The 17,578-nt window shown below is 55.5% G+C and carries 17 protein-coding genes; 9 read left to right on the top strand and 8 right to left on the bottom strand.

Annotated elements, in window-relative coordinates; all coding sequences use genetic code 11:
• From GVJ63_RS09680 to GVJ63_RS09670, 3 genes are read right to left on the bottom strand one after another with little or no spacing between them, the layout of a single operon-like run.
• Positions 1 to 669 carry a methionine ABC transporter permease gene (locus GVJ63_RS09680; protein ID WP_159226766.1) on the bottom strand — a complete coding sequence of 223 codons (669 nt, stop codon included), beginning with the start codon at positions 667 to 669 and terminating at the stop codon, positions 1 to 3.
• Positions 653 to 1,687, bottom strand: a complete 1,035-nt coding sequence (locus GVJ63_RS09675) for a methionine ABC transporter ATP-binding protein (protein ID WP_010670742.1) — start codon at positions 1,685 to 1,687, stop codon at positions 653 to 655. Before GVJ63_RS09675 ends, GVJ63_RS09680 begins: the two co-directional genes overlap by 17 nt.
• Entirely contained in the window at positions 1,684 to 2,496 is an 813-nt protein-coding gene (locus tag GVJ63_RS09670) for a MetQ/NlpA family ABC transporter substrate-binding protein (RefSeq protein ID WP_159226765.1), read from the bottom strand. Before GVJ63_RS09670 ends, GVJ63_RS09675 begins: the two co-directional genes overlap by 4 nt.
• A gap of 219 nt (positions 2,497 to 2,715) precedes the next feature.
• Here GVJ63_RS09670 and GVJ63_RS09665 point away from each other — a divergent pair, with 219 nt between their 5' ends.
• Together GVJ63_RS09665 and proP are read left to right on the top strand one after the other, a co-directional pair.
• The gene (locus GVJ63_RS09665; RefSeq protein ID WP_159226764.1) at positions 2,716 to 3,894 is read left to right on the top strand and encodes an aminotransferase class I/II-fold pyridoxal phosphate-dependent enzyme; all 1,179 of its coding nucleotides are present in this window, start codon (positions 2,716 to 2,718) and stop codon (positions 3,892 to 3,894) included.
• 309 nt (positions 3,895 to 4,203) lie between these two features.
• Positions 4,204 to 5,670, top strand: coding sequence for a glycine betaine/L-proline transporter ProP (gene proP, locus GVJ63_RS09660; RefSeq protein ID WP_010670739.1), 1,467 nt, complete (start codon positions 4,204 to 4,206; stop codon positions 5,668 to 5,670).
• A gap of 53 nt (positions 5,671 to 5,723) precedes the next feature.
• On the opposite strand, the gene GVJ63_RS09655 is transcribed toward proP, so the two are convergent.
• Entirely contained in the window at positions 5,724 to 6,311 is a 588-nt protein-coding gene (locus tag GVJ63_RS09655; protein WP_159226763.1) for an ABATE domain-containing protein, read from the bottom strand.
• 176 nt (positions 6,312 to 6,487) lie between these two features.
• Between GVJ63_RS09655 and GVJ63_RS09650 the strand changes: the two genes are divergently transcribed.
• On the top strand, positions 6,488 to 7,354 hold the full coding sequence (locus GVJ63_RS09650; RefSeq protein WP_111534365.1) for an alpha/beta fold hydrolase: 867 nt from the start codon (positions 6,488 to 6,490) through the stop codon (positions 7,352 to 7,354).
• Positions 7,355 to 7,406: 52 nt separating this feature from the next.
• On the opposite strand, the gene GVJ63_RS09645 is transcribed toward GVJ63_RS09650, so the two are convergent.
• Complete coding sequence (locus GVJ63_RS09645) at positions 7,407 to 7,955, bottom strand: YbhB/YbcL family Raf kinase inhibitor-like protein (protein WP_010247409.1); 549 nt, start codon at positions 7,953 to 7,955, stop codon at positions 7,407 to 7,409.
• A 257-nt stretch (positions 7,956 to 8,212) separates the two neighbouring features.
• On the opposite strand from GVJ63_RS09645, the gene GVJ63_RS09640 reads away from it, so the two are divergent.
• Positions 8,213 to 9,100: a LysR family transcriptional regulator gene (locus GVJ63_RS09640; RefSeq protein ID WP_159226762.1), complete on the top strand. Its 888-nt coding sequence runs from the start codon at positions 8,213 to 8,215 to the stop codon at positions 9,098 to 9,100.
• Here the strand turns inward: GVJ63_RS09640 and GVJ63_RS09635 are convergent.
• Positions 9,097 to 10,734 carry a dihydroxyacetone kinase subunit DhaK gene (locus GVJ63_RS09635; protein WP_159226761.1) on the bottom strand — a complete coding sequence of 546 codons (1,638 nt, stop codon included), beginning with the start codon at positions 10,732 to 10,734 and terminating at the stop codon, positions 9,097 to 9,099. The two genes, GVJ63_RS09640 and GVJ63_RS09635, sit on opposite strands and share 4 nt — an antisense overlap.
• A 258-nt stretch (positions 10,735 to 10,992) precedes the next feature.
• On the opposite strand from GVJ63_RS09635, the gene fucO reads away from it, so the two are divergent.
• From fucO to glsB, 5 genes are all read left to right on the top strand, one after another.
• Complete coding sequence (gene fucO, locus GVJ63_RS09630) at positions 10,993 to 12,141, top strand: lactaldehyde reductase (RefSeq protein ID WP_052271619.1); 1,149 nt, start codon at positions 10,993 to 10,995, stop codon at positions 12,139 to 12,141.
• A gap of 321 nt (positions 12,142 to 12,462) precedes the next feature.
• A complete protein-coding gene (locus GVJ63_RS09625; protein ID WP_010247416.1) occupies positions 12,463 to 12,636 on the top strand; it encodes a GhoT/OrtT family toxin in 174 nt (57 codons plus the stop codon).
• Positions 12,637 to 12,740: 104 nt separating this feature from the next.
• On the top strand, positions 12,741 to 12,911 hold the full coding sequence (locus tag GVJ63_RS22230) for a hypothetical protein (RefSeq protein ID WP_200843113.1): 171 nt from the start codon (positions 12,741 to 12,743) through the stop codon (positions 12,909 to 12,911).
• Between the two features lie 175 nt (positions 12,912 to 13,086).
• Positions 13,087 to 14,286, top strand: a complete 1,200-nt coding sequence (locus GVJ63_RS09620; RefSeq protein ID WP_159226760.1) for an MFS transporter — start codon at positions 13,087 to 13,089, stop codon at positions 14,284 to 14,286.
• A gap of 82 nt (positions 14,287 to 14,368) precedes the next feature.
• Positions 14,369 to 15,295 carry a glutaminase B gene (gene glsB / locus GVJ63_RS09615; RefSeq protein WP_010247422.1) on the top strand — a complete coding sequence of 309 codons (927 nt, stop codon included), beginning with the start codon at positions 14,369 to 14,371 and terminating at the stop codon, positions 15,293 to 15,295.
• A gap of 138 nt (positions 15,296 to 15,433) precedes the next feature.
• Here glsB and GVJ63_RS09610 read toward each other — a convergent pair whose 3' ends face one another.
• A complete protein-coding gene (locus GVJ63_RS09610) occupies positions 15,434 to 16,351 on the bottom strand; it encodes an Rpn family recombination-promoting nuclease/putative transposase (RefSeq protein WP_159226759.1) in 918 nt (305 codons plus the stop codon).
• A gap of 214 nt (positions 16,352 to 16,565) precedes the next feature.
• Positions 16,566 to 17,504 (bottom strand): D-2-hydroxyacid dehydrogenase, encoded by a 939-nt coding sequence (locus tag GVJ63_RS09605; protein WP_159226758.1) that lies wholly within the window; start codon positions 17,502 to 17,504, stop codon positions 16,566 to 16,568.
• Positions 17,505 to 17,578 lie beyond the last annotated feature (74 nt).

Below are 17,578 nucleotides of genomic sequence, written 5' to 3'. Positions count from 1 at the left end.
TCACTCGCGTCGGATACGGCGCGAGAGACGCGTACCCAGGGTTTGCAGTAGCTGGACAATGACAATCAGCACCAGCGCAGTCGAAAACGTGGCAAAGGCATCAAAGCGCTGATAGCCGTAAGTGATGGCGAGGTCGCCAATGCCGCCGCCGCCCACCGTGCCCGCCATCGCCGTCGCACCCAGCAGGCCGATAGTGGCGGTGGTCAGGGCTAACACCAGCGACGAGGCGGCTTCCGGTATCATGAAATACCAGATGGTCTGCAGCGTGGTGGCACCCATCGCATTAGCTGACTCCAGAATGCCCTCATCCACCTCCAGCAGGGCATTCTCCACCAGCCGTGAAATATAGGGCGCGATAAATATCACCAGTGGCACAATGGCTCCCGCCGTACCGATGGTGGTGTTCACCAGCAGGCGCGTCAGCGGCAGAATCGTGATCAGCAGAATAATAAACGGCAGTGAACGGATGATATTCACGATCGGGTTCAGCAACTGATGTACCAGTCGATTCGGCTGTATACCACCCGGACGACAGATCACCAGCACAATGCCAAGCGGCAGGCCCAGCAGCGAACCAAAGCCCAGCGACAACGCCACCATGATCAGCGTGTCCTGCATCGCCGTCAGGAACTGATCGCCGGTAACGGCGGTTTCAAAGAGTTCTGACATCACTGATTTTCACTCCGGTCGCGATGAGAAACTGGATGGCCGCCTCGCGTCTTGCGGGCTCGCCTTTGATCTGCACAATCATGAAACCCAGAATGGTACGCTGTACTTCCGTCATGCTGGCGAACAGGATATTCACTTCAACCTCATGTTCACGGATCAGGCGATTGATGATCGGCTGTTGTGCCGTGCTGCCGACAAACTCCAGCCGCAACACGTCGACAGCCGGATGCTGGCTTAACAGCGCAAGGGTCTGCTGTGGCAGACGATCGTGGATGACGGACTGCACAAAGCTGGCGCTCACCGACTGTTGCGGTTCAGCAAACAGCGACAGGACATCGCCCTGTTCAACGATACGGCCCTGCTCCATCACCGCCATCCGGTTGCAGATCTTCTGGACCACCGACATCTCATGGGTGATCAGGACAATGGTGATGCCGTAACGCTGATTAATCTCCTGTAACAGCAGCAGAATCTGTACCGTGGTCTGGGGATCCAGCGCGGAGGTTGCCTCATCACACAACAGAATCGCGGGATTGGTTGCCAGCGCGCGGGCAATTCCGACGCGCTGTTTTTGTCCGCCGGAGAGTTCATCCGGGTAGCTGTGGGCTTTGTCGCTGAGGTTAACAAACGCCAGCAGCTCCGCTACACGCGTGGCGATAAAATCTTTATCCCGGCCCTGTAAAATCAGTGGGATGGCGACGTTGTGAAACACCGTTCGGGCATTGAGCAAATTGAAGTGCTGGAAGATCATGCCAATCTGCTTTTTGACCTGAATTAAGCGCTTTTTGCTGATCCCTTGTAACGCTTCACCCTGCACCTCAACCGAGCCGGTTGTGGGAGTCTCCAGGTGATTAATCAGGCGCAGCAGCGTACTTTTTCCGGCTCCACTGGTGCCGATGACGCCAAAGATGTCACCCTGGTTGATGCGCAGATTAATCTCCTTCAGCGCCTGCACTTCTGCACCGTTTCGCGCAAACGTTTTGCTGACATGGCGAAACGCAATGGCTACCTGACTCATTTGAAATAATCTGGCAGCAGATAGCCCGCATACTGCGCATTACCGGTGATATAGCTTTTAAATTCTGCTGAGTGGTAGCCGGCAATAATGTCACGGGCAAACTGAGCCTGCTTATTTTTAACGGCAACCGTCACCACGTTAATAAACTGGCTGGTTGCCGCTTCCAGTTTCAGTGCCGAATTGAGTTTCATGCCACTGGATACCGCGAAGTTGCCCTGAATGACTCCATAGTCAACGTCGGGAAGTGCACGCACCTGCTGAGCGTTATCCATCTCTTTGAGCACGATTTTGTAGGGATTTTCCGTGATATTTTTCTGCGAAAAAGTGGCAGCATCGCTATCGGGGCTGATTTTGAGCCAGCCGATGCTCTGGAGTAACAGCGCCGCCCGGTACTCATTTGAGGGCTGATTGGGCACAGAGACCGTGCTGCCTGGCGCGGGTTGAGTCAGCGTTTTCACGCGCCCAGAGTAGAGCCCCATTGGCGGGGTCGGCACCTGCACAATCCCAACGTTATCAATGCCAAGCCGGTCATTAACCGACTTAAGATAGACGGGGTGCTGCATGATATTGGCGTCAATCGTCCCGCGATGAACAGCATCATTAACCTGAATTCCATCACTGAAATCTTTATACTCCAGAGTATACCCCTGCCTGATTAATAAGGGCGCGACGCCTTTTTCAAATTGCTCTTTATAAGGCCCTGGATTAAATCCAATCCGTATTTTCTTCTGGTCGGCTGCCTGAGCGGCAGAAATAAAAAGGCTGGCGGTGGTCAGCGCCAGAATAATTCCCCGGGATGTGATCTGCATTGTTTGCCCTGATTCATTATTGTGAGAGCGATCGATTTAATCACAGCCATCGCGGAGAGGAACAGGCAAAACCCAGCCCCGACTTTGGCTAATTTATGCTAACGATAGTCACATGCTGGATATTCGAATCCTTGCAAAGAACAGCGTTATTTCTGCTAAAGATTTTAATGTCAGCTGTGTCATTCTTCCCCGCTTAACACTGTTTATTGCGGGAGAGATATGGCGGAGTTTGCAGCATCAGAGATGGTCGCAGGGCTCGAAGAGAACCTCTTCAGCATGCTGGAAAAGCAGGCAGCACAACTGGATGATGCGCTGTTACCGCTGATCGATCTCTCTTCCGGCAGTCCGCGTCAGCCAACGCCGCCCGCGGTAATCGCTTCATTACAGGCTGCGGCAGCGAAACCGGAGAACCATGAGTATCCCTCGTTCTGGGGCAAACCCGCGCTGCGACGTGCTATCGCAGCCTTCTACCAGCGTCACTACGGCGTCACGCTCGATCCTGAAACTGAAGTGGCGCTGTTCCAGGGCGCGCACATTGGCGTCAACGGTTTTCCCCGCGCCCTGCTCAATCCGGGGCAGGTGTTGATCTCTACCGATCCCTGCTATCCGCTCTACCGCTCAGCGGCCCGTCAGGCAGGTGCCGATTTTTATGGCATTCCGCTGGAGGCGTGCAATGATTTCCTGCCCGATTTCACCCAGGTGCCGGACGAGATCGCGGCGCGTGCCGGTCTGCTGCTGCTCAATTATCCCCATAATCCCACTGGCGCACTGGCGACAGCCGCGCTGTTCGCCGACGCGCTGGCCTTCGCCCGCCAGCATCATGTTCCGCTGATTCATGACTTCGCCTATGCCACGCTGGGCAGTGAGTCGGGCGAACAGCCGCTGAGTCTGCTGGCACAGCCCGATGGCAAAGCCTGGGGCGTGGAAATCTACACGCTGTCAAAAAGCGCACTCATGGCAGGCTGGCGGGTGGGATTTGCGGTGGGAAACGCCTCGATGATTGCAGCATTTAAAAAACTTCATACTCATAGCTACAGCACGGTGTATGGCGCGGTGCAGGATGCCGCCATCACCGCGTTGTCGCTGCCCGCTGAACAACTCAGCTTGCTGGCAGAGCATTACCATCAGCGGCGCAGAGTGATTTTAGCCAGGCTGGCAGCAATGCACTGGCCGGTTCGCGCCCGTCAGGGCACCTTTTTCCTCTGGCTGGCAGCGCCAGCTGGTTTCACCGGGGAGCAATTCGCCGCCCTGCTACTGGCCCGGTGTCATCTGCTGGTGGCACCGGGTAACGGGTTTGGCGCAGCGGGTCGTGATTATATTCGCATCAGCCTGACAACCGGGACGGAGCAAATACTGCAGGCGCTGGATCGCATCGACGAACTGAAACTGTTTAAGTAGCGCATTAGTACCGGGAAAATCAGTTCCAGATATAACCAGAGCACCAGCCGCAAGTTATTACCAAATGTTCAGACCAGTAAGCAGGCGTGAATAAGTTCACTATGCTGGGTTTGTCAGTAAATGCAGTTATTTCGGCTGAAAACTTGCAAAAACTTACAATCGTAGTCTAGAGTTTACCGGCTGCGGTTTCTGCCGCTTCACTTAAAAATTATTCGGCTTCTTATAGCTTTCATTTCCACGGTTTCTTCTGAACATTGTTTGCGGCTGCGAAAGCTATAAGACTCCTTCATTGATGCACCTGAGGAGAATATGGACACCAGAAACTCATCGTCTGAACACCCAAAGAAACATTTCTGGAACAGGAAGCCAAAAGAGCTGACTGTTGACGACATTACCGTAATCGACAACGACATGCTGAAGCGTGCAGTTGGCGCAGCTGCGTTAGGTAATGCGATGGAATGGTTCGACTTTGGCGTATACAGCTATCTCGCCGTGATCATCGGCAAAGTCTTCTTCCCGGATGCCAACAACGCGGTGCAGCTAATCGCCACCTTTGGTACGTTTGCCGCGGCCTTCCTGGTACGTCCGATTGGCGGCCTGGTATTTGGCCCGCTGGGTGACCGCATCGGACGGCAGAAAGTGCTGGCGATGACGATGATCATGATGTCGATTGGTACGTTCTGTATCGGTCTGATCCCGGCTTACTCTTCAATAGGCATCATGGCACCGATTCTGCTGCTGGTGGCACGTCTGATCCAGGGCTTCTCAACCGGTGGTGAATATGGTGGCGCAGCGACCTTTATCGCGGAGTACTCTACCGATAAACGCCGGGGCTTTATGGGCAGCTTCCTGGAATTCGGCACCATCGGTGGTTACCTGCTGGGTGCCAGCCTGGTCACGGTGATGACCACCGTGATGTCGAATGAGGCGATGATGTCCTGGGGCTGGCGCGTGCCGTTCTTTATCGCCGCGCCGCTGGGCCTGTTTGGTCTCTATGTGCGACTGAAGCTGGAAGAGACTCCGGCTTTCCAGCAGCACATGGAAAAACAGGAAGCACTGGAGCAAAGCAAGCCGCGTCTGACGCTGATGCAGATGCTGAGCAAATACCGCGCACCGATGATGAAATGTATCGGTCTGGTGCTGCTGTTTAACGTCTCTAACTACATGCTGACCTCGTACATGCCGAGCTATCTGACCGGCGTGCTGGGTCTGCCAGAGTTAAGTGGCCTGCTGCTGGTGATGGTGGCGATGTTCGTGATGATGCCGCTGACGCTGCTGTGGGGTCGCTGGACTGACCGCATCGGTCGTCGTCCGGTGATTGCCTTTGGTGCGGTGGGTCTGATCCTGCTCGCCATCCCGAGCTTTATGCTGATCGGGTCCGGTAATATGTGGGCGGTATTTGGCGGCCTGATGATTCTGGGTGTACTGCACACCTGCTTCAGCGGCACTATGCCTTCGACGCTGCCTGCGCTGTTTACTACCGATATCCGTTACAGTGCGCTGGCCATCGGCTTCAACCTGTCGGTTTCGCTGTTTGGGGGTACGACACCGCTGATTACCGCGTGGCTGGTGGATACCACTAAAAACAATATGATGCCGGCTTACTACATGATGGGCGCGGGCGTGATTGGCCTGCTCACCATTCTGACGGTACGTGAAACAGCCCGTCAACCGCTGACCGGTTCATCCCCTGCGGTAGCGACCAAAGCGGAAGCGCATCGCCTGATCGACAAGCTGCGCAAGCGGCACAAGCCATCAGCGACCACCGCGAAATAACTGTTCTGACACCCTGCTCTGCAGGGTGTTTTTTTATCTGCCATCCAATCTGTTTACCCAGCTGATTTAACTGCCCTGAAACGCGCCACTTTCGCCCGATTGCCACACAGCGCCATGCTGCACCAGCGACGGCGATGCGCTTTGGTGCGATCGTAAAACCACAGTGTGCAGGCGGGATGTTCACAGCCACGGACTCTGCTGAAATCCTCCTGCGCCAGCAACATCGCGGCCTGTTCTGCAACCTGTCCCAGCCGTTGCATCACACTCTGGCCCGCATAGACCCGCCTGATTTTTAAGGCGCCCGGCTCCCCGGTCATTTGCAGATGGCTGGTCGCTTCACCCAGCCAGGCGTTCAGCGCCTGAATATCAACGCCCTCTCCCGCTTTGTGCTGCTGCACGTTATCACGAATGATCTGACGTAACTGACGCGCTGCTTCCAACAGCGCACCCGGTTCATGCTGCGGAGCCGGGGCATCTGGTGCCAGTCCGGCCTGGTGTAGCCAGGCTTCAACATCCTGATCGGTTTGCCAGAAGTCGTGCGGCTGGCCTTCCACGATGGCCAGGGTATTGATGAAATCCAGCGCCGGATGATCGGCCAGAAACCACGGTCCCTGGGCGGTGTGTGATTGCGTTTCCGCCATGATATTGCCTCCCTTGTTAACTCTGCTGAGGCCACTGTAACCGACAAAGGATTATCTGAACAGTTACACCGCATCTTTTGTAACCATTATAAATTGATTTGACAGGTTACATTCTGGCTGCATAATGACTCTTAGTAACCCTATAAAAATCATTTAACCAGTTACAGGAGTTCAGCATGCGTGATCAATCCATTTCGTACCGTTACCAGCAGGCCGATGGCGTCAATATTTTCTATCGCGAAGCAGGCGATCCTTCCCTGCCGGTACTGCTGCTGTTGCATGGCTTTCCCACCTCTTCACATCAGTTCCGCAATCTGATCCCGCTTCTGGCCGATAAATTTCATCTCATCGCACCCGATATGCCGGGCTTTGGCTTCACTGAAGTGCCTGCTGAGCGCAACTACTCCTGGACCTTCGACGCGCTGGGCCAGACGCTGACCGCCTTTGTCGATGCACTGGGGCTGGAACGTTATGCGATGTATGTTTTCGACTATGGCGCACCTGCCGGTCTGCGACTGGCACTGGCTTACCCCGATCGCGTCAGTGGACTGATATCACAAAACGGTAACGCCTATCTGGAGGGATTAGGAGAGGCCTGGGCGCCGGTCCGCGCCTACTGGGACGATCCCAGCGAAGCAAATGGTCAGGTGATCCGTGACGCCATCCTGACGCTGGAAGGGGTGAAGTGGCAGTATCTGCATGGGGTGAGCGATCCGCTGCAGATCGCCCCGGAAACCTATACCCTGGATACTCTGCTGATGGAGCGCCCCGGTAACAAAGATATTCAGCAGGCCCTGTTTCTCAATTACGCCAGTAATCTGAAACGTTATCCGGAATTTCAGGCGTTCTTTCGCCAGCAGCAGGTGCCAACGCTGGTGATCTGGGGCAAGCACGATCCGTTCTTTATTCCACCGGGCGCAGTGGCCTGGCAGCGGGATAATCCACAGGCGGTGGTCGAGATGCTGGATAGCGGCCACTTCGCGCTGGAGACGCACACGCATCACATTGCGTCGCGCATCCGCGAGATGTTCAGTGGCGACTAATCCGCTGCGCGCAGAGGCAGGCTATTCAGCGCTGCCTCTGCAAACGTGCAGGTCATTCATTGCTAAAGCGGCCAACGGTGCTGGCCGCGCCCAGCGCATGGCCTTTCAGCTGTGCAACCAGCTCTGCCTGGGTTAACCCCGCTTTCAACTGACCCACCGGCAAATCGGTGGCGATCAGCACAAAGTTATAGTGATGCAGCCCACTGCCTGCAGGCGGACAAGGGCCATAATAGTGCAGCGTCCCTGGGGTATTTTTTCCGCCGGTGTAGTCCTTGCCCTTTGTCAGAGCCCCCTGCGCAAATGACGAGCGGCTGGCGGGAATGTTATAGGCCACCATGTGGGTAACGCCGAGCCCTTTGGCCCCGACCGGGTCGGTCATCAGAAGAGCCAGACTGCGGGTGCCCGCCGGAATCGCAGACCAGTTCAATTCGGGAGAGATATTCTCACCGGTACAGGAAGGATTACTTTTATTGGCACCGGCAAACTTTTTATCCAGTAGCGCATTATCGCTGAAGTCCTGTGATTGCAGAGTAAATACCGACGCCGCCAGCGTGGTCATTGGCAAAACGGCCAGCACCGTCGCGCAGAGTAATTTTTTCACCAGCCACTCCTTATCAGATTACTCAAGAGATTATGTTCCGTATGGATTGCTTCACTGCCTGATTACTATAACGGCTTTAACGCGATTGACCCGACTGACCGCCTGTTCAGGGGTAAGGAAACGGCAAATCTATGATCTCCGTCGCGCTGGCTGAGAGAGCTGACGCATTGCCCTGTGACGCATTACCCGATATAAGTTAACGCGTCTGGCTGAAGTTACGCCTGAATCATCGTCACTGTCACCGATAAGTGGACACTATGCAGATTGAAGATCTCCGGATTTACGTTGCCGTAATGCATGCTGGCAACTTTACTGCAGCAGCTGAGCATCTGATGCTATCGAAACAGTATGTCAGCCGCCGTATGGCTGCGCTGGAGGCATCATTAGGGGTACGACTGCTGATCCGTAACACCCGTAAGCTGTCTGTAACGGATGCAGGTTTACTGTTCGCGCAACATGCTCAGCGCATTCTGGATGAGATTCAGGAAGCGCAACTGGCGGTGTCAGAGCAGCAGCAGGCGCTGCGCGGCACCTTCCGAATCAATCTGCCGATGTCCTTTGGCATGAGCCACCTCTCCCCCCTGATTGCCGAGTTTCTAAACCACCATCCGTCATTGCAGTTTCATATTGAGCTGGCTGACCGCTATGCCGATGTGATTGGCGAAGGCGTTGATATGGCGATTCGCATCGGTACGCTGGCTGATTCCACGCTGATTGCCCGTCCGCTCGGCGAGCTGAAGCGGGTTATCTGCTGCAGCCCCCGCTATCTGGAACGGGCAGGCGTGCCGCAGCAGCCAGAAGCCTTGCTGCAACATGCCTGTCTGCGCTACGGACGTGAAGGTCAGAATGGCTGGGAACTGCAGGTCAATGGTAAACCGAAGTGGCTGGCGGTTCAGGGACCGATGGTGAGTAACAATGGCGAGGTCCTGCGTGATGCCGCACTGGCAGGCTTAGGACTGGTATTGTTACCCGCCTTTATCGTTGAGACAGCCCTGCAACGCGGTGAGCTGGTGACCGTGCTGGACGACTATCTGCCGCCCCCGCTCTCCCTGAATGCGGTTTACCCGCAGCACCGTCAGCGCAGCGAAGTAAACCGCCAGTTACTGGCCTTTCTCCAAACGCGTTTAGCGTCGAGACAGCACTAAAGTTTTTTTAATGCCGCAAAGACCCTGGCGACAGCGACGGCACCCGGATCAGACACGCCGTTGAGGTTAGCACTGTTAAGATAAGATGATCGGCCCGCTTTTGCTTTCCCCATGCTGGCGGTTGCATCACTGCCCTGCTGTGCCGCATCAGCCGCCTCTGCCAGCGATTTACCCGCCACCAACGCCTCGATTGCCGGTTGCAGCGCATCAATCAGCGTGCGATCTCCTGGTTGTGCCCCGCCATACTGCTTCATCTTCTCCAGACCCTGTTGCAGGGCCGCGGGCAGCGCATCGCCTTCGGCCAGCTGCTGCGCAGCAGCAGTGAAAAAGATCGCCATCAGTACGCCGCTGGAGCCGCCCATCACCGTAGCCAGTCGCTCACCCGTCACCGCGAGCAGATCGGGCAAGGCATTTAACGGCAGCTGATTATCTGCACATTCGCGCTGGATCTGGCGTGCGCCAGCAGCAAAGGTCGAACCGGTATCGCCATCACCGACCTGCGCATCCAGTTTGTTCAGCTCGCTTTCGCTGGCGATCAGGGTTTCACAGATGCTGTTAACAAACGCAGCGACGGTCGGGTTATCTGAGGGTTGCGCCGGATGCGCTGTTGCCTCTTTTGTCGCGTTAACCGGCTGCAGCGGCGCGACTTTAACCGCCTGAACCCAGCCGGTGACCTCAACCGGCGCGCAAATCGCCTCCTCGAACAACGGCGTCAGCGTCATGGAGGTGACGGAAAAGCCCTTCATGTCCAGCGCGGTCATCAGCGGAGCCGGGCCAATCAGATAATCACTGCCCCGGCTGAGCGGCGACTCAATCAGGTCACGCGTGACCAGACTCATCTCCAGCGCGGACATGCCGCCAAGATTATTGATTAACAGCGCGCGTGGCTGATCGTTGTCCGGCATCACTTTCTCCAGCAGGTGCTGCACAATCTGCTGACTGTTTTGCGTCTGCATGAAGTCAACACCCGGTTCGCCGTGAATCCCCAGCCCCATTTCAACGCTTCCGTCTGGCACCCGCTGGCCGGTCTGTTCATCCGGCAGATGGCAGCTTGAGAGCGCAACGCCCATGGTGGCGATAGCACGACTGGCTGCCTCTGCTGCCTCGGTCACCGCCGTCAGGTCATCACCCCGCTCTGCGACGAAGCCCGCCACTTTATGCACCAGCAACGTGCCCGCGACGCCGCGTGGCTGAGGGTTATCGGGCAACGCAACATCATCACCGACAATCACCATATTGACGCTGAATCCCGCTTTGCGCGCTTTTTCTGCCGCCAGACCGAAGTTGAGGCGATCCCCGGTGTAGTTTTTCACAATCAGCAGACATCCCGCCTCACCGGTAATATTGATGATGGCGTTGTAAACCGCGTCAACGCTGGGGGAAGCAAAAACATCGCCACAGACGGCAGCCGTCAGCATCCCTTTGCCGATAAAGCCGACATGGGCCGGTTCATGGCCTGAACCACCACCGGAAATCAGCGCGACCTGCTGTTTTTGCCAGTCATTACGCATCACGATGCGAATGCGCGGATCGACCTGCAACCGGACCAGATTGCGCCACGGGCTGGCGTAAATCATGCCATCTAACGCGCTGTCGACGAGATCATCCTTTTTATTCATTACGAATCGGGTCATGTCTTCTTTCCTCATAGGCATGAAGGTTTGCTGATGACCCAGTGTTACATACCACTGACGACAGTGAGAAATCCATCAACAGGTCAGTAGCCTGATTTCAGACATACCGCACGGAAACCAGCTGACACAGGCGCAGTGATTTTTACTAATTGATTGATTTTTATCAAATGTCTTTACCTGAAAGTGAGAGGTTCTGCGCAGAACATGAACCGGGGATCACGGATGGTAAAAATTCATTTGTTAACAGAGGATGTTTTAATGACCCAACGTATGATTCTCAATGAAACCGCCTGGTTTGGTGCTGGTGCTTTGCGCCATTTGCCGGAAGAGGTACAACGTCGCGGGATGCGAAAAGCACTGATCGTCACTGACAAAGCGCTGGTCGCGGCGGGTGCGCTGAAGCGGGTGACCGATCTGCTGGCGCAACATCAGCTTGACTGGGCGGTGTATGATGAGGTGGTGCCGAATCCTACCATTCGGGTTGTGCAGCAGGGTGTTGCGGTGTTCAGAGAGTCAGGTGCCGACTACCTGATCGCCATTGGCGGCGGCTCACCACAGGATACCAGCAAGGCGATCGGCATTATTATTAATAACCCTGAGTTTGAAGATGTGCGCAGCCTGGAAGGCGTCAGCCCCACCCGTCATCCGTGCGTGCCGATCATCGCCATCCCGACCACGGCAGGCACCGCCGCAGAAGTGACGATTAATTACGTCATTACCGATGAAGAGAATCGCCGTAAGTTTGTCTGTGTCGATCCCCATGACATACCGAAAGTGGCGATCATTGATGCGGAGATGATGGCGAGCATGCCCGCGTCGCTGAAGGCTGCGACCGGTATTGATGCCCTAACCCATGCCATTGAAGGCTACATCACACGCGGTGCCTGGACCCTGACCGATATGCTGCACCTCAAAGCCATTGAGATTATCAGCCAGTCACTGCGCGAATCGGTGGCAGGAAATATTGAGGCGGTTGAGCAGATGGCGCTGGGACAATATGTGGCCGGTATGGGTTTCTCTAATGTCGGCCTTGGTCTGGTGCATGGCATGGCACACCCGCTGGGCGCCTTTTACAATGTCCCGCACGGCGTAGCCAATGCCATTTTGCTGCCACAGGTGATGGCGTGGAATGCCTCAAGCACTGGCGAAAAATATCGCGACATTGCCCGTGCAATGGGTGTGAAACAGGTTGAGTCATTGTCGCTGGATCAGGCGCGGGAAGCGGCGGTCGCCGCGGTGCGTCAGCTCTGTCGCGATGTGGGTATTCCCCGCTCGCTGCGTGAAGTGGGTTTAAAAGAGGCGGATATCCCTGCACTGGCACAGGCCGCGCTGGATGATGTCTGCACCGGCGGCAACCCACGTACGCCGGACCTGGAGGACGTGATGGCGTTATACCGCCAGAGTTAAAGCGCATATCCTGTAGTGATGCAGTGCCGATAACAGGCCCGTCCTCGCTGGCGGGCTTTTTTTACGTCATGGCAACGCTTAATCCGGGAGCCTTCGCCAGAGGTTGTTCAGTCTGACTTACGGCATCAGCCAAGGTTTTAGCCGCGTTTATCCTGCCTGGTTTCAGCCTGAAATCGCCCGCTGTTACGATGAAGTTCAGCGAGCGAACCAACTGCCCTTACCCATGATTTCTTTAGATGCTAAACCCTGATTCACTTGATCTGGATCACAAAAATCCGCATCATGCGCAGCGAAAAACTTAATGACGCTGCGGAGATATCAATGACACTGTACCAGGGTATGCTAATTTTCTATGCCGTTGTTGCATTGATCGCTACGCTGATCACGTTCTTCATCGCCAAAGATAAGCTGAGCATCAAACTGCTGAGCGCCTTTCTGGTGGGGGCCACCTGGCCGATGAGTTTTCCTGTCGCGCTGATGTTTGCTCTGTTTTAATTGACATTATCCCCTTAGATACCACACTCAGGTAAGACGTCCCTGACCTGCAAACCGCCGATCACCGACGTGGCCTTGTTCATGACGGTTAATAAGGAGCGGATATGTGCGTTATCAGTGTGATGATTCTGGTTTCTCTTCTCAGTGCCTGTAGTGCCCCATGGCACGCTGAAAAACCGGTTCCGGCGGCCGAAACCCGCCAGCAGACCTGCCAGCCAGGCTCCAATCCCAGCCAGAACGACTGCGGTCATTTCCCTGAACCTGAATTCCATTGATCCTGTCACAAGGCGATCGCTGCTGTGAGATCTCAATTACGCTATTTCATCGCATAACAAGGCTTTACACGCTGCTAACCGGTCAGTAAAGTAGCGCCCAGACATCAATTCTGATGCGTAAGCGTTAACGTCAACCAACGCCCCCGCAGCACTGCTGCATGTGATGATCCCTGCCATGATGCCTGTACAACACCCAGCTAAACCTCTCGCTGCGTATTCCAGCGCCACATTTTTTTTGTTCGTCCTGCTGCTGACCGCGGCTAATCTTCGTGCGCCCATTACTGTCATCGGCCCGGTACTACAGGATATCCGCCAGACCTTTGGCCTGAGTGTCGGTGAAGCGGGCCTGTTTAACTTTATTCCACTGATGCTGTTTGCCCTGCTCGCCCCACTGGCCGCCTGGCTGGGAAATCGCGTCGGGCTTGAGCGCAGTTTATGGGGCGCGCTATGCCTGATCACTGCCGGTTCGCTGTTGCGCTGGCAGCCTGCTGAAGCGGCGTTGTGGAGCGGAACGCTGTTGCTCAGCGCAGGTATTGCCGCCGCCAACGTGCTGCTGCCGCCACTGATTAAACGCGATTTCACCGCCCACACCGCTAAATATATTGGCCTTTATGCCGCCACCATGTCGATTACTGCCAGCCTGGCATCTGGCATTGCCGTTCCGCTGAGCCAGCTTTCAGCGGCAGGCTGGCGACTCTCGCTGGTTGTCTGGGCGCTACCGGGGCTGATTGCGCTACTCGTCTGGCTGCCGCTGTTACGTCAACGGCGTTCAACCGTAGCGCCCGCAGATGCGCCCGTTGCATATCGCCATCCGTGGCGAACGGCAGGCGGCTGGCAAATTGCACTGTTTATGGCGCTGCAATCGCTGGCGTTTTATACCCTGATTGACTGGTTTACGCTGTTTGCCCAGGATAATGGCTTCAGTCAGGCCCACGCAGGCTGGCTGCTGTTCTGGTATCAGGCAATTGCGATCGTCGCTAACCTGGGCTGCATGGTGGCGCTGAAGCGCGTAAAAGATGCCCGGCTTACCGCGTTCATTGCTTCATCAGGCATTTTCCTCGGCATGCTGGGCCTATTGTTCAATCCGCAGTGGGCCGTCATCTGGCTGACACTGGCCGGACTGGGCGCAGGCGCATCACTGGTGCTCTGCCTCTCACTGTTTAATCTGCGAGCCACCCATCACCGTCAGGCGTCACAGCTGTCGGGCATGGCACAGTGTGTCGGATATGCGCTGGCGGCACTCGGCCCTTTGTTCTTTGGCGTGCTCCATGAGCAGAGCGGTAACTGGACGCTGCCCTTCAGCGTGCTGGCAATGCTGAGCCTGTTACAGATGCTGCTGGCTCCGCTGGCAGCGCAGTCAAAACCCATTAGCTGAAAATGCGGCGGAGCCGTTAACAATAAATGACTCGCCGATCGCGGATGCTTAGCATCACGGGTCGGCGGGAATCGACGGGAGAATGTGCGTGTCTGAACTGAATAATGCTCTGCTGCAGGAGATCCTGGATCAGGTGCGTCCGCTGATCCATCAGGGAAAGGTGGCTGACTATATCCCTGCGCTGGCGGATGTGGCTGCCGATCATCTGGCAATAGCGGTTTGCCTGCGTGATGGCACCCTCTTTCAGGCGGGCGATGCTGAGACGCGCTTTTCGATTCAGTCGATCTCCAAGGCGCTTTCTCTGACCGTAGCACTGACCCGCTATGAGGACAGCGAAATCTGGCAGCGGGTCGGCAAAGAGCCTTCTGGCCAGCCATTTAATTCATTGGTTCAGCTGGAGCTGGAACAGGGCAAGCCGCGTAATCCGTTTATTAATGCCGGTGCGCTGGTGATTTGCGATCTGCTGGAAACCCGACTGACCGCCCCGCGTCAGCGAATGCTGGAAATTGTGCGCCAGCTGAGTCAGCAGTCCGATATCAATTATGATCGCCACGTTGCCCGCTCTGAGTTCGAACACTCGGCCCGCAATGCAGCGATCGCCTGGCTGATGAAGTCGTTTGGAAATTTCGATAACGATGTCACCAGCGTGATGCAGACCTATTTCCACTACTGTTCGCTGTCGATGAACTGCGTTGAGCTGGCCCGCACGTTTATCTATCTGGCGAATCAGGGCAAAACGCTGGATGGCAGCCAGATGATTACTCCACGTCAGGCGCGGCAGATTAACGCACTGATGATCACCAGCGGGATGTACGACGGCGCTGGCGAATTCGCGTGGAGAGTCGGGATGCCCGCAAAATCGGGCGTGGGTGGCGGGATTATTGCCATCATCCCAGGTGAGATGAGCATTGCCGTCTGGTCGCCTGGGCTGGATAGCGCGGGCAATTCTCTGGCCGGTACCGCTGTGCTGGAATTGCTGACCGAGAAGCTGGGGCGATCGATATTCTGAGTCTGAGCGCGCAAGTCACAGGCTCGCCGTGATGAAATGCGGCGGGATTCCCATGATTTCGGGAAGCTGATTTTGCATTTTCCGTGTAGTCCGCTGGCGATTTGAGTCGTCAGCGATAATCAGAACTCAAAAAACTAATTAGTGCGAAATCTGCGCCAGATCGTCTTCACTCAGACCAGTCATCTGCATAACGGTATTGCGATCCATTCCACTCTCTAGCATGGTTCGGGCAATTCTGAGGCTTGCTCCACGACTACCTTCTGTCCGTCCCTGTTCAATACCTTTTTCAAGCCCTATCTGCTCAAGCTGTTGTGCGATAGTCATAAGTGCGTTCTCGTGTTGGGGCACACGCTGTGCCAGCTCCCGTACAAAGGCTTTGGCGTCCGATGTTTCGCCCGCCTGTACAATGTAGTGTACCAGCGTTATCACCTGTGATGAAGAGTGATAGCCAGCCTGCAAAATGGTTACCAGCCTGTCCATCATTTCAGCCAGATCACGCTGCCGGATATGCTTCTGCAACAGGGTCAGAGCCGCCATGCTGCGATGTTGCATGATCTCATCGTCAGGAATCACCGTGACATCGACCAGCGGAAAACTACGGCTGTAAAGCCTGTCCGCCAGCGCCGGGGCGTCGAACTCATCCAGCCACCGGGTCGAATAGGGATAGGGAGTGCGTCTGCCAGTGTAAAACAGGACGGGAATCACCAGCGGCAACCGCTTATGCCCTGCTTCAAGATGGCGTTGCATGGCAGCCACTGCATAACGCATCAGCCGAAATGCCATATGTTTGTCTGGCATAGATTGATGCTCAATGAGTACATGGATATATCCATCGCCAGCGGTTGTTTTAAGACTGTAAAGCACGTCGCTAAAGTACTGACGGAGGTCATCCTCGACAAACGACCCCGGCTCCAGTTTCAGCGTGCTGAGATCACAGCATATGCGCAGCTCTGGCGGCAAATGCAGCTCCATGAAATCCCGGGCAATATCCGGCTGAGTCAGAAATTGCCGGAATGTGGCATCATGAGGCACAGGCGTGCTGTTCTTCTTTTTCACTGGCCAGAATCCTTTCTGTTCCTGAAGCGCTTACATTGGCTGATTCAGCCAGTAAAAGGCGCTAATTCCTGTAGCGCACGAACGTTTAAAGTCCTGATGGAAATAACGAAATTAATACCCTGATGACTAAACCGCGTAAAACGCTTTTCCTGAAATCTACGAGGTTGCTCTGAATATCAACCCATGTCGGGCATTAAAAACTATTCCATCTGACTCAGCTCACCACATTAATTGGCTCGCCCTGAATAAAGGCCACGATATTGGTCATCACGCCAGCCACCAGATTCTCCACGCCGCTGCGACTTGCCCAGGCGATGTGCGGTGTCAGCAGCAGAGTTGGCAGATCCGCCAGCAGCGGATTATCCGGAGCGGGCGGCTCGCTGCTCAGCACATCCAGCGCCGCACCACCAATCAGCCCCTGCTTTAACGCGGCAGCAAGATCGGCTTCGTTAATCAGTCCGCCACGTGCCGTGTTTATCAGCAGCGCCTGTGGCTTCATTTTATCCAGCGCCTCGCGATCAATCATCTGGCGGGTGCTGTCACTCAGCGGGCAGTGCAGCGAAATGATGTCGCTGGTCGCCAGCATCTGCTCAAAGCTGACATAACCGTCACGCACCCTTTCACTGCCTTTGCGCTCGGCGTACTGCACCTGCATTCCCAGCGCCTGGGCCAGCCTGCCGACCGCCTGGCCGATGTCGCCTTTGCCCGCGATGCCCAGCGTGGCACCGCCAATATCCCCTATCGGCTGATGATGCACACAAAAGTGCTTAGCCTGGGGCCAGTCGATGCGGGTATTGCTGGCATAAGCCATCAGCTGACTGCGCAGGGCAAAAATCGCGGCTATCACCGCCTCTGAAACGCTCTGAGTTGAATAGCCTGGAACATTACTGACCACGATGCCGCGTGCGCGGCAGGCATCAAGATCGATACAGTCATAGCCCGTCGCTGCGACACAGATAAAACGCAGTTCAGGCAGTTGTTGCAGTGTGTCAGCCCGCAACGGCACCTTATTGGTTATAGCGACCGTTGCGCCCGCCAGCGAAGACACAATGCCTTCAGCCGGAGTCTGCGCGCGCATCTCCCAGTCAGCCTGCTGTTGACCGGTCGGCAGGGGTACCGGCAGCGTGTCACCATCCAGCATTACAATTTTCATTTTTTATTCCTTCATCAGGTTTTGTTAAACCGCAGGCGAATGATTAATGTTATTTGTATGTGCACCGCGAGTTA

This window comes from Pantoea sp. 18059 (assembly GCF_902706165.1).
GTDB lineage: Bacteria > Pseudomonadota > Gammaproteobacteria > Enterobacterales > Enterobacteriaceae > Pantoea > Pantoea agglomerans.
This window is presented reverse-complemented; position numbering and strand designations above follow the sequence as displayed.

Bases quoted from the DNA above. Each gene is read 5' to 3' on its own strand.
- GVJ63_RS09675 (WP_010670742.1), bottom strand. From the start codon at position 1,687: ATGAGTCAGGTAGCCATTGCGTTTCGCCATGTCAGCAAAACGTTTGCG.
- GVJ63_RS09655 (WP_159226763.1), bottom strand. From the start codon at position 6,311: ATGGCGGAAACGCAATCACACACCGCCCAGGGACCGTGGTTTCTGGCC.
- GVJ63_RS09650 (WP_111534365.1), top strand. From the start codon at position 6,488: ATGCGTGATCAATCCATTTCGTACCGTTACCAGCAGGCCGATGGCGTC.
- fucO (WP_052271619.1), top strand. From the start codon at position 10,993: ATGACCCAACGTATGATTCTCAATGAAACCGCCTGGTTTGGTGCTGGT.
- GVJ63_RS09625 (WP_010247416.1), top strand. From the start codon at position 12,463: ATGACACTGTACCAGGGTATGCTAATTTTCTATGCCGTTGTTGCATTG.
- GVJ63_RS09635 (WP_159226761.1), bottom strand. From the start codon at position 10,734: ATGACCCGATTCGTAATGAATAAAAAGGATGATCTCGTCGACAGCGCG.
- GVJ63_RS09680 (WP_159226766.1), bottom strand. From the start codon at position 669: ATGTCAGAACTCTTTGAAACCGCCGTTACCGGCGATCAGTTCCTGACG.
- GVJ63_RS09620 (WP_159226760.1), top strand. From the start codon at position 13,087: ATGATGCCTGTACAACACCCAGCTAAACCTCTCGCTGCGTATTCCAGC.
- glsB (WP_010247422.1), top strand. From the start codon at position 14,369: ATGTGCGTGTCTGAACTGAATAATGCTCTGCTGCAGGAGATCCTGGAT.
- GVJ63_RS09670 (WP_159226765.1), bottom strand. From the start codon at position 2,496: ATGCAGATCACATCCCGGGGAATTATTCTGGCGCTGACCACCGCCAGC.
- GVJ63_RS09665 (WP_159226764.1), top strand. From the start codon at position 2,716: ATGGCGGAGTTTGCAGCATCAGAGATGGTCGCAGGGCTCGAAGAGAAC.
- GVJ63_RS22230 (WP_200843113.1), top strand. From the start codon at position 12,741: ATGTGCGTTATCAGTGTGATGATTCTGGTTTCTCTTCTCAGTGCCTGT.
- GVJ63_RS09605 (WP_159226758.1), bottom strand. From the start codon at position 17,504: ATGAAAATTGTAATGCTGGATGGTGACACGCTGCCGGTACCCCTGCCG.
- proP (WP_010670739.1), top strand. From the start codon at position 4,204: ATGGACACCAGAAACTCATCGTCTGAACACCCAAAGAAACATTTCTGG.
- GVJ63_RS09640 (WP_159226762.1), top strand. From the start codon at position 8,213: ATGCAGATTGAAGATCTCCGGATTTACGTTGCCGTAATGCATGCTGGC.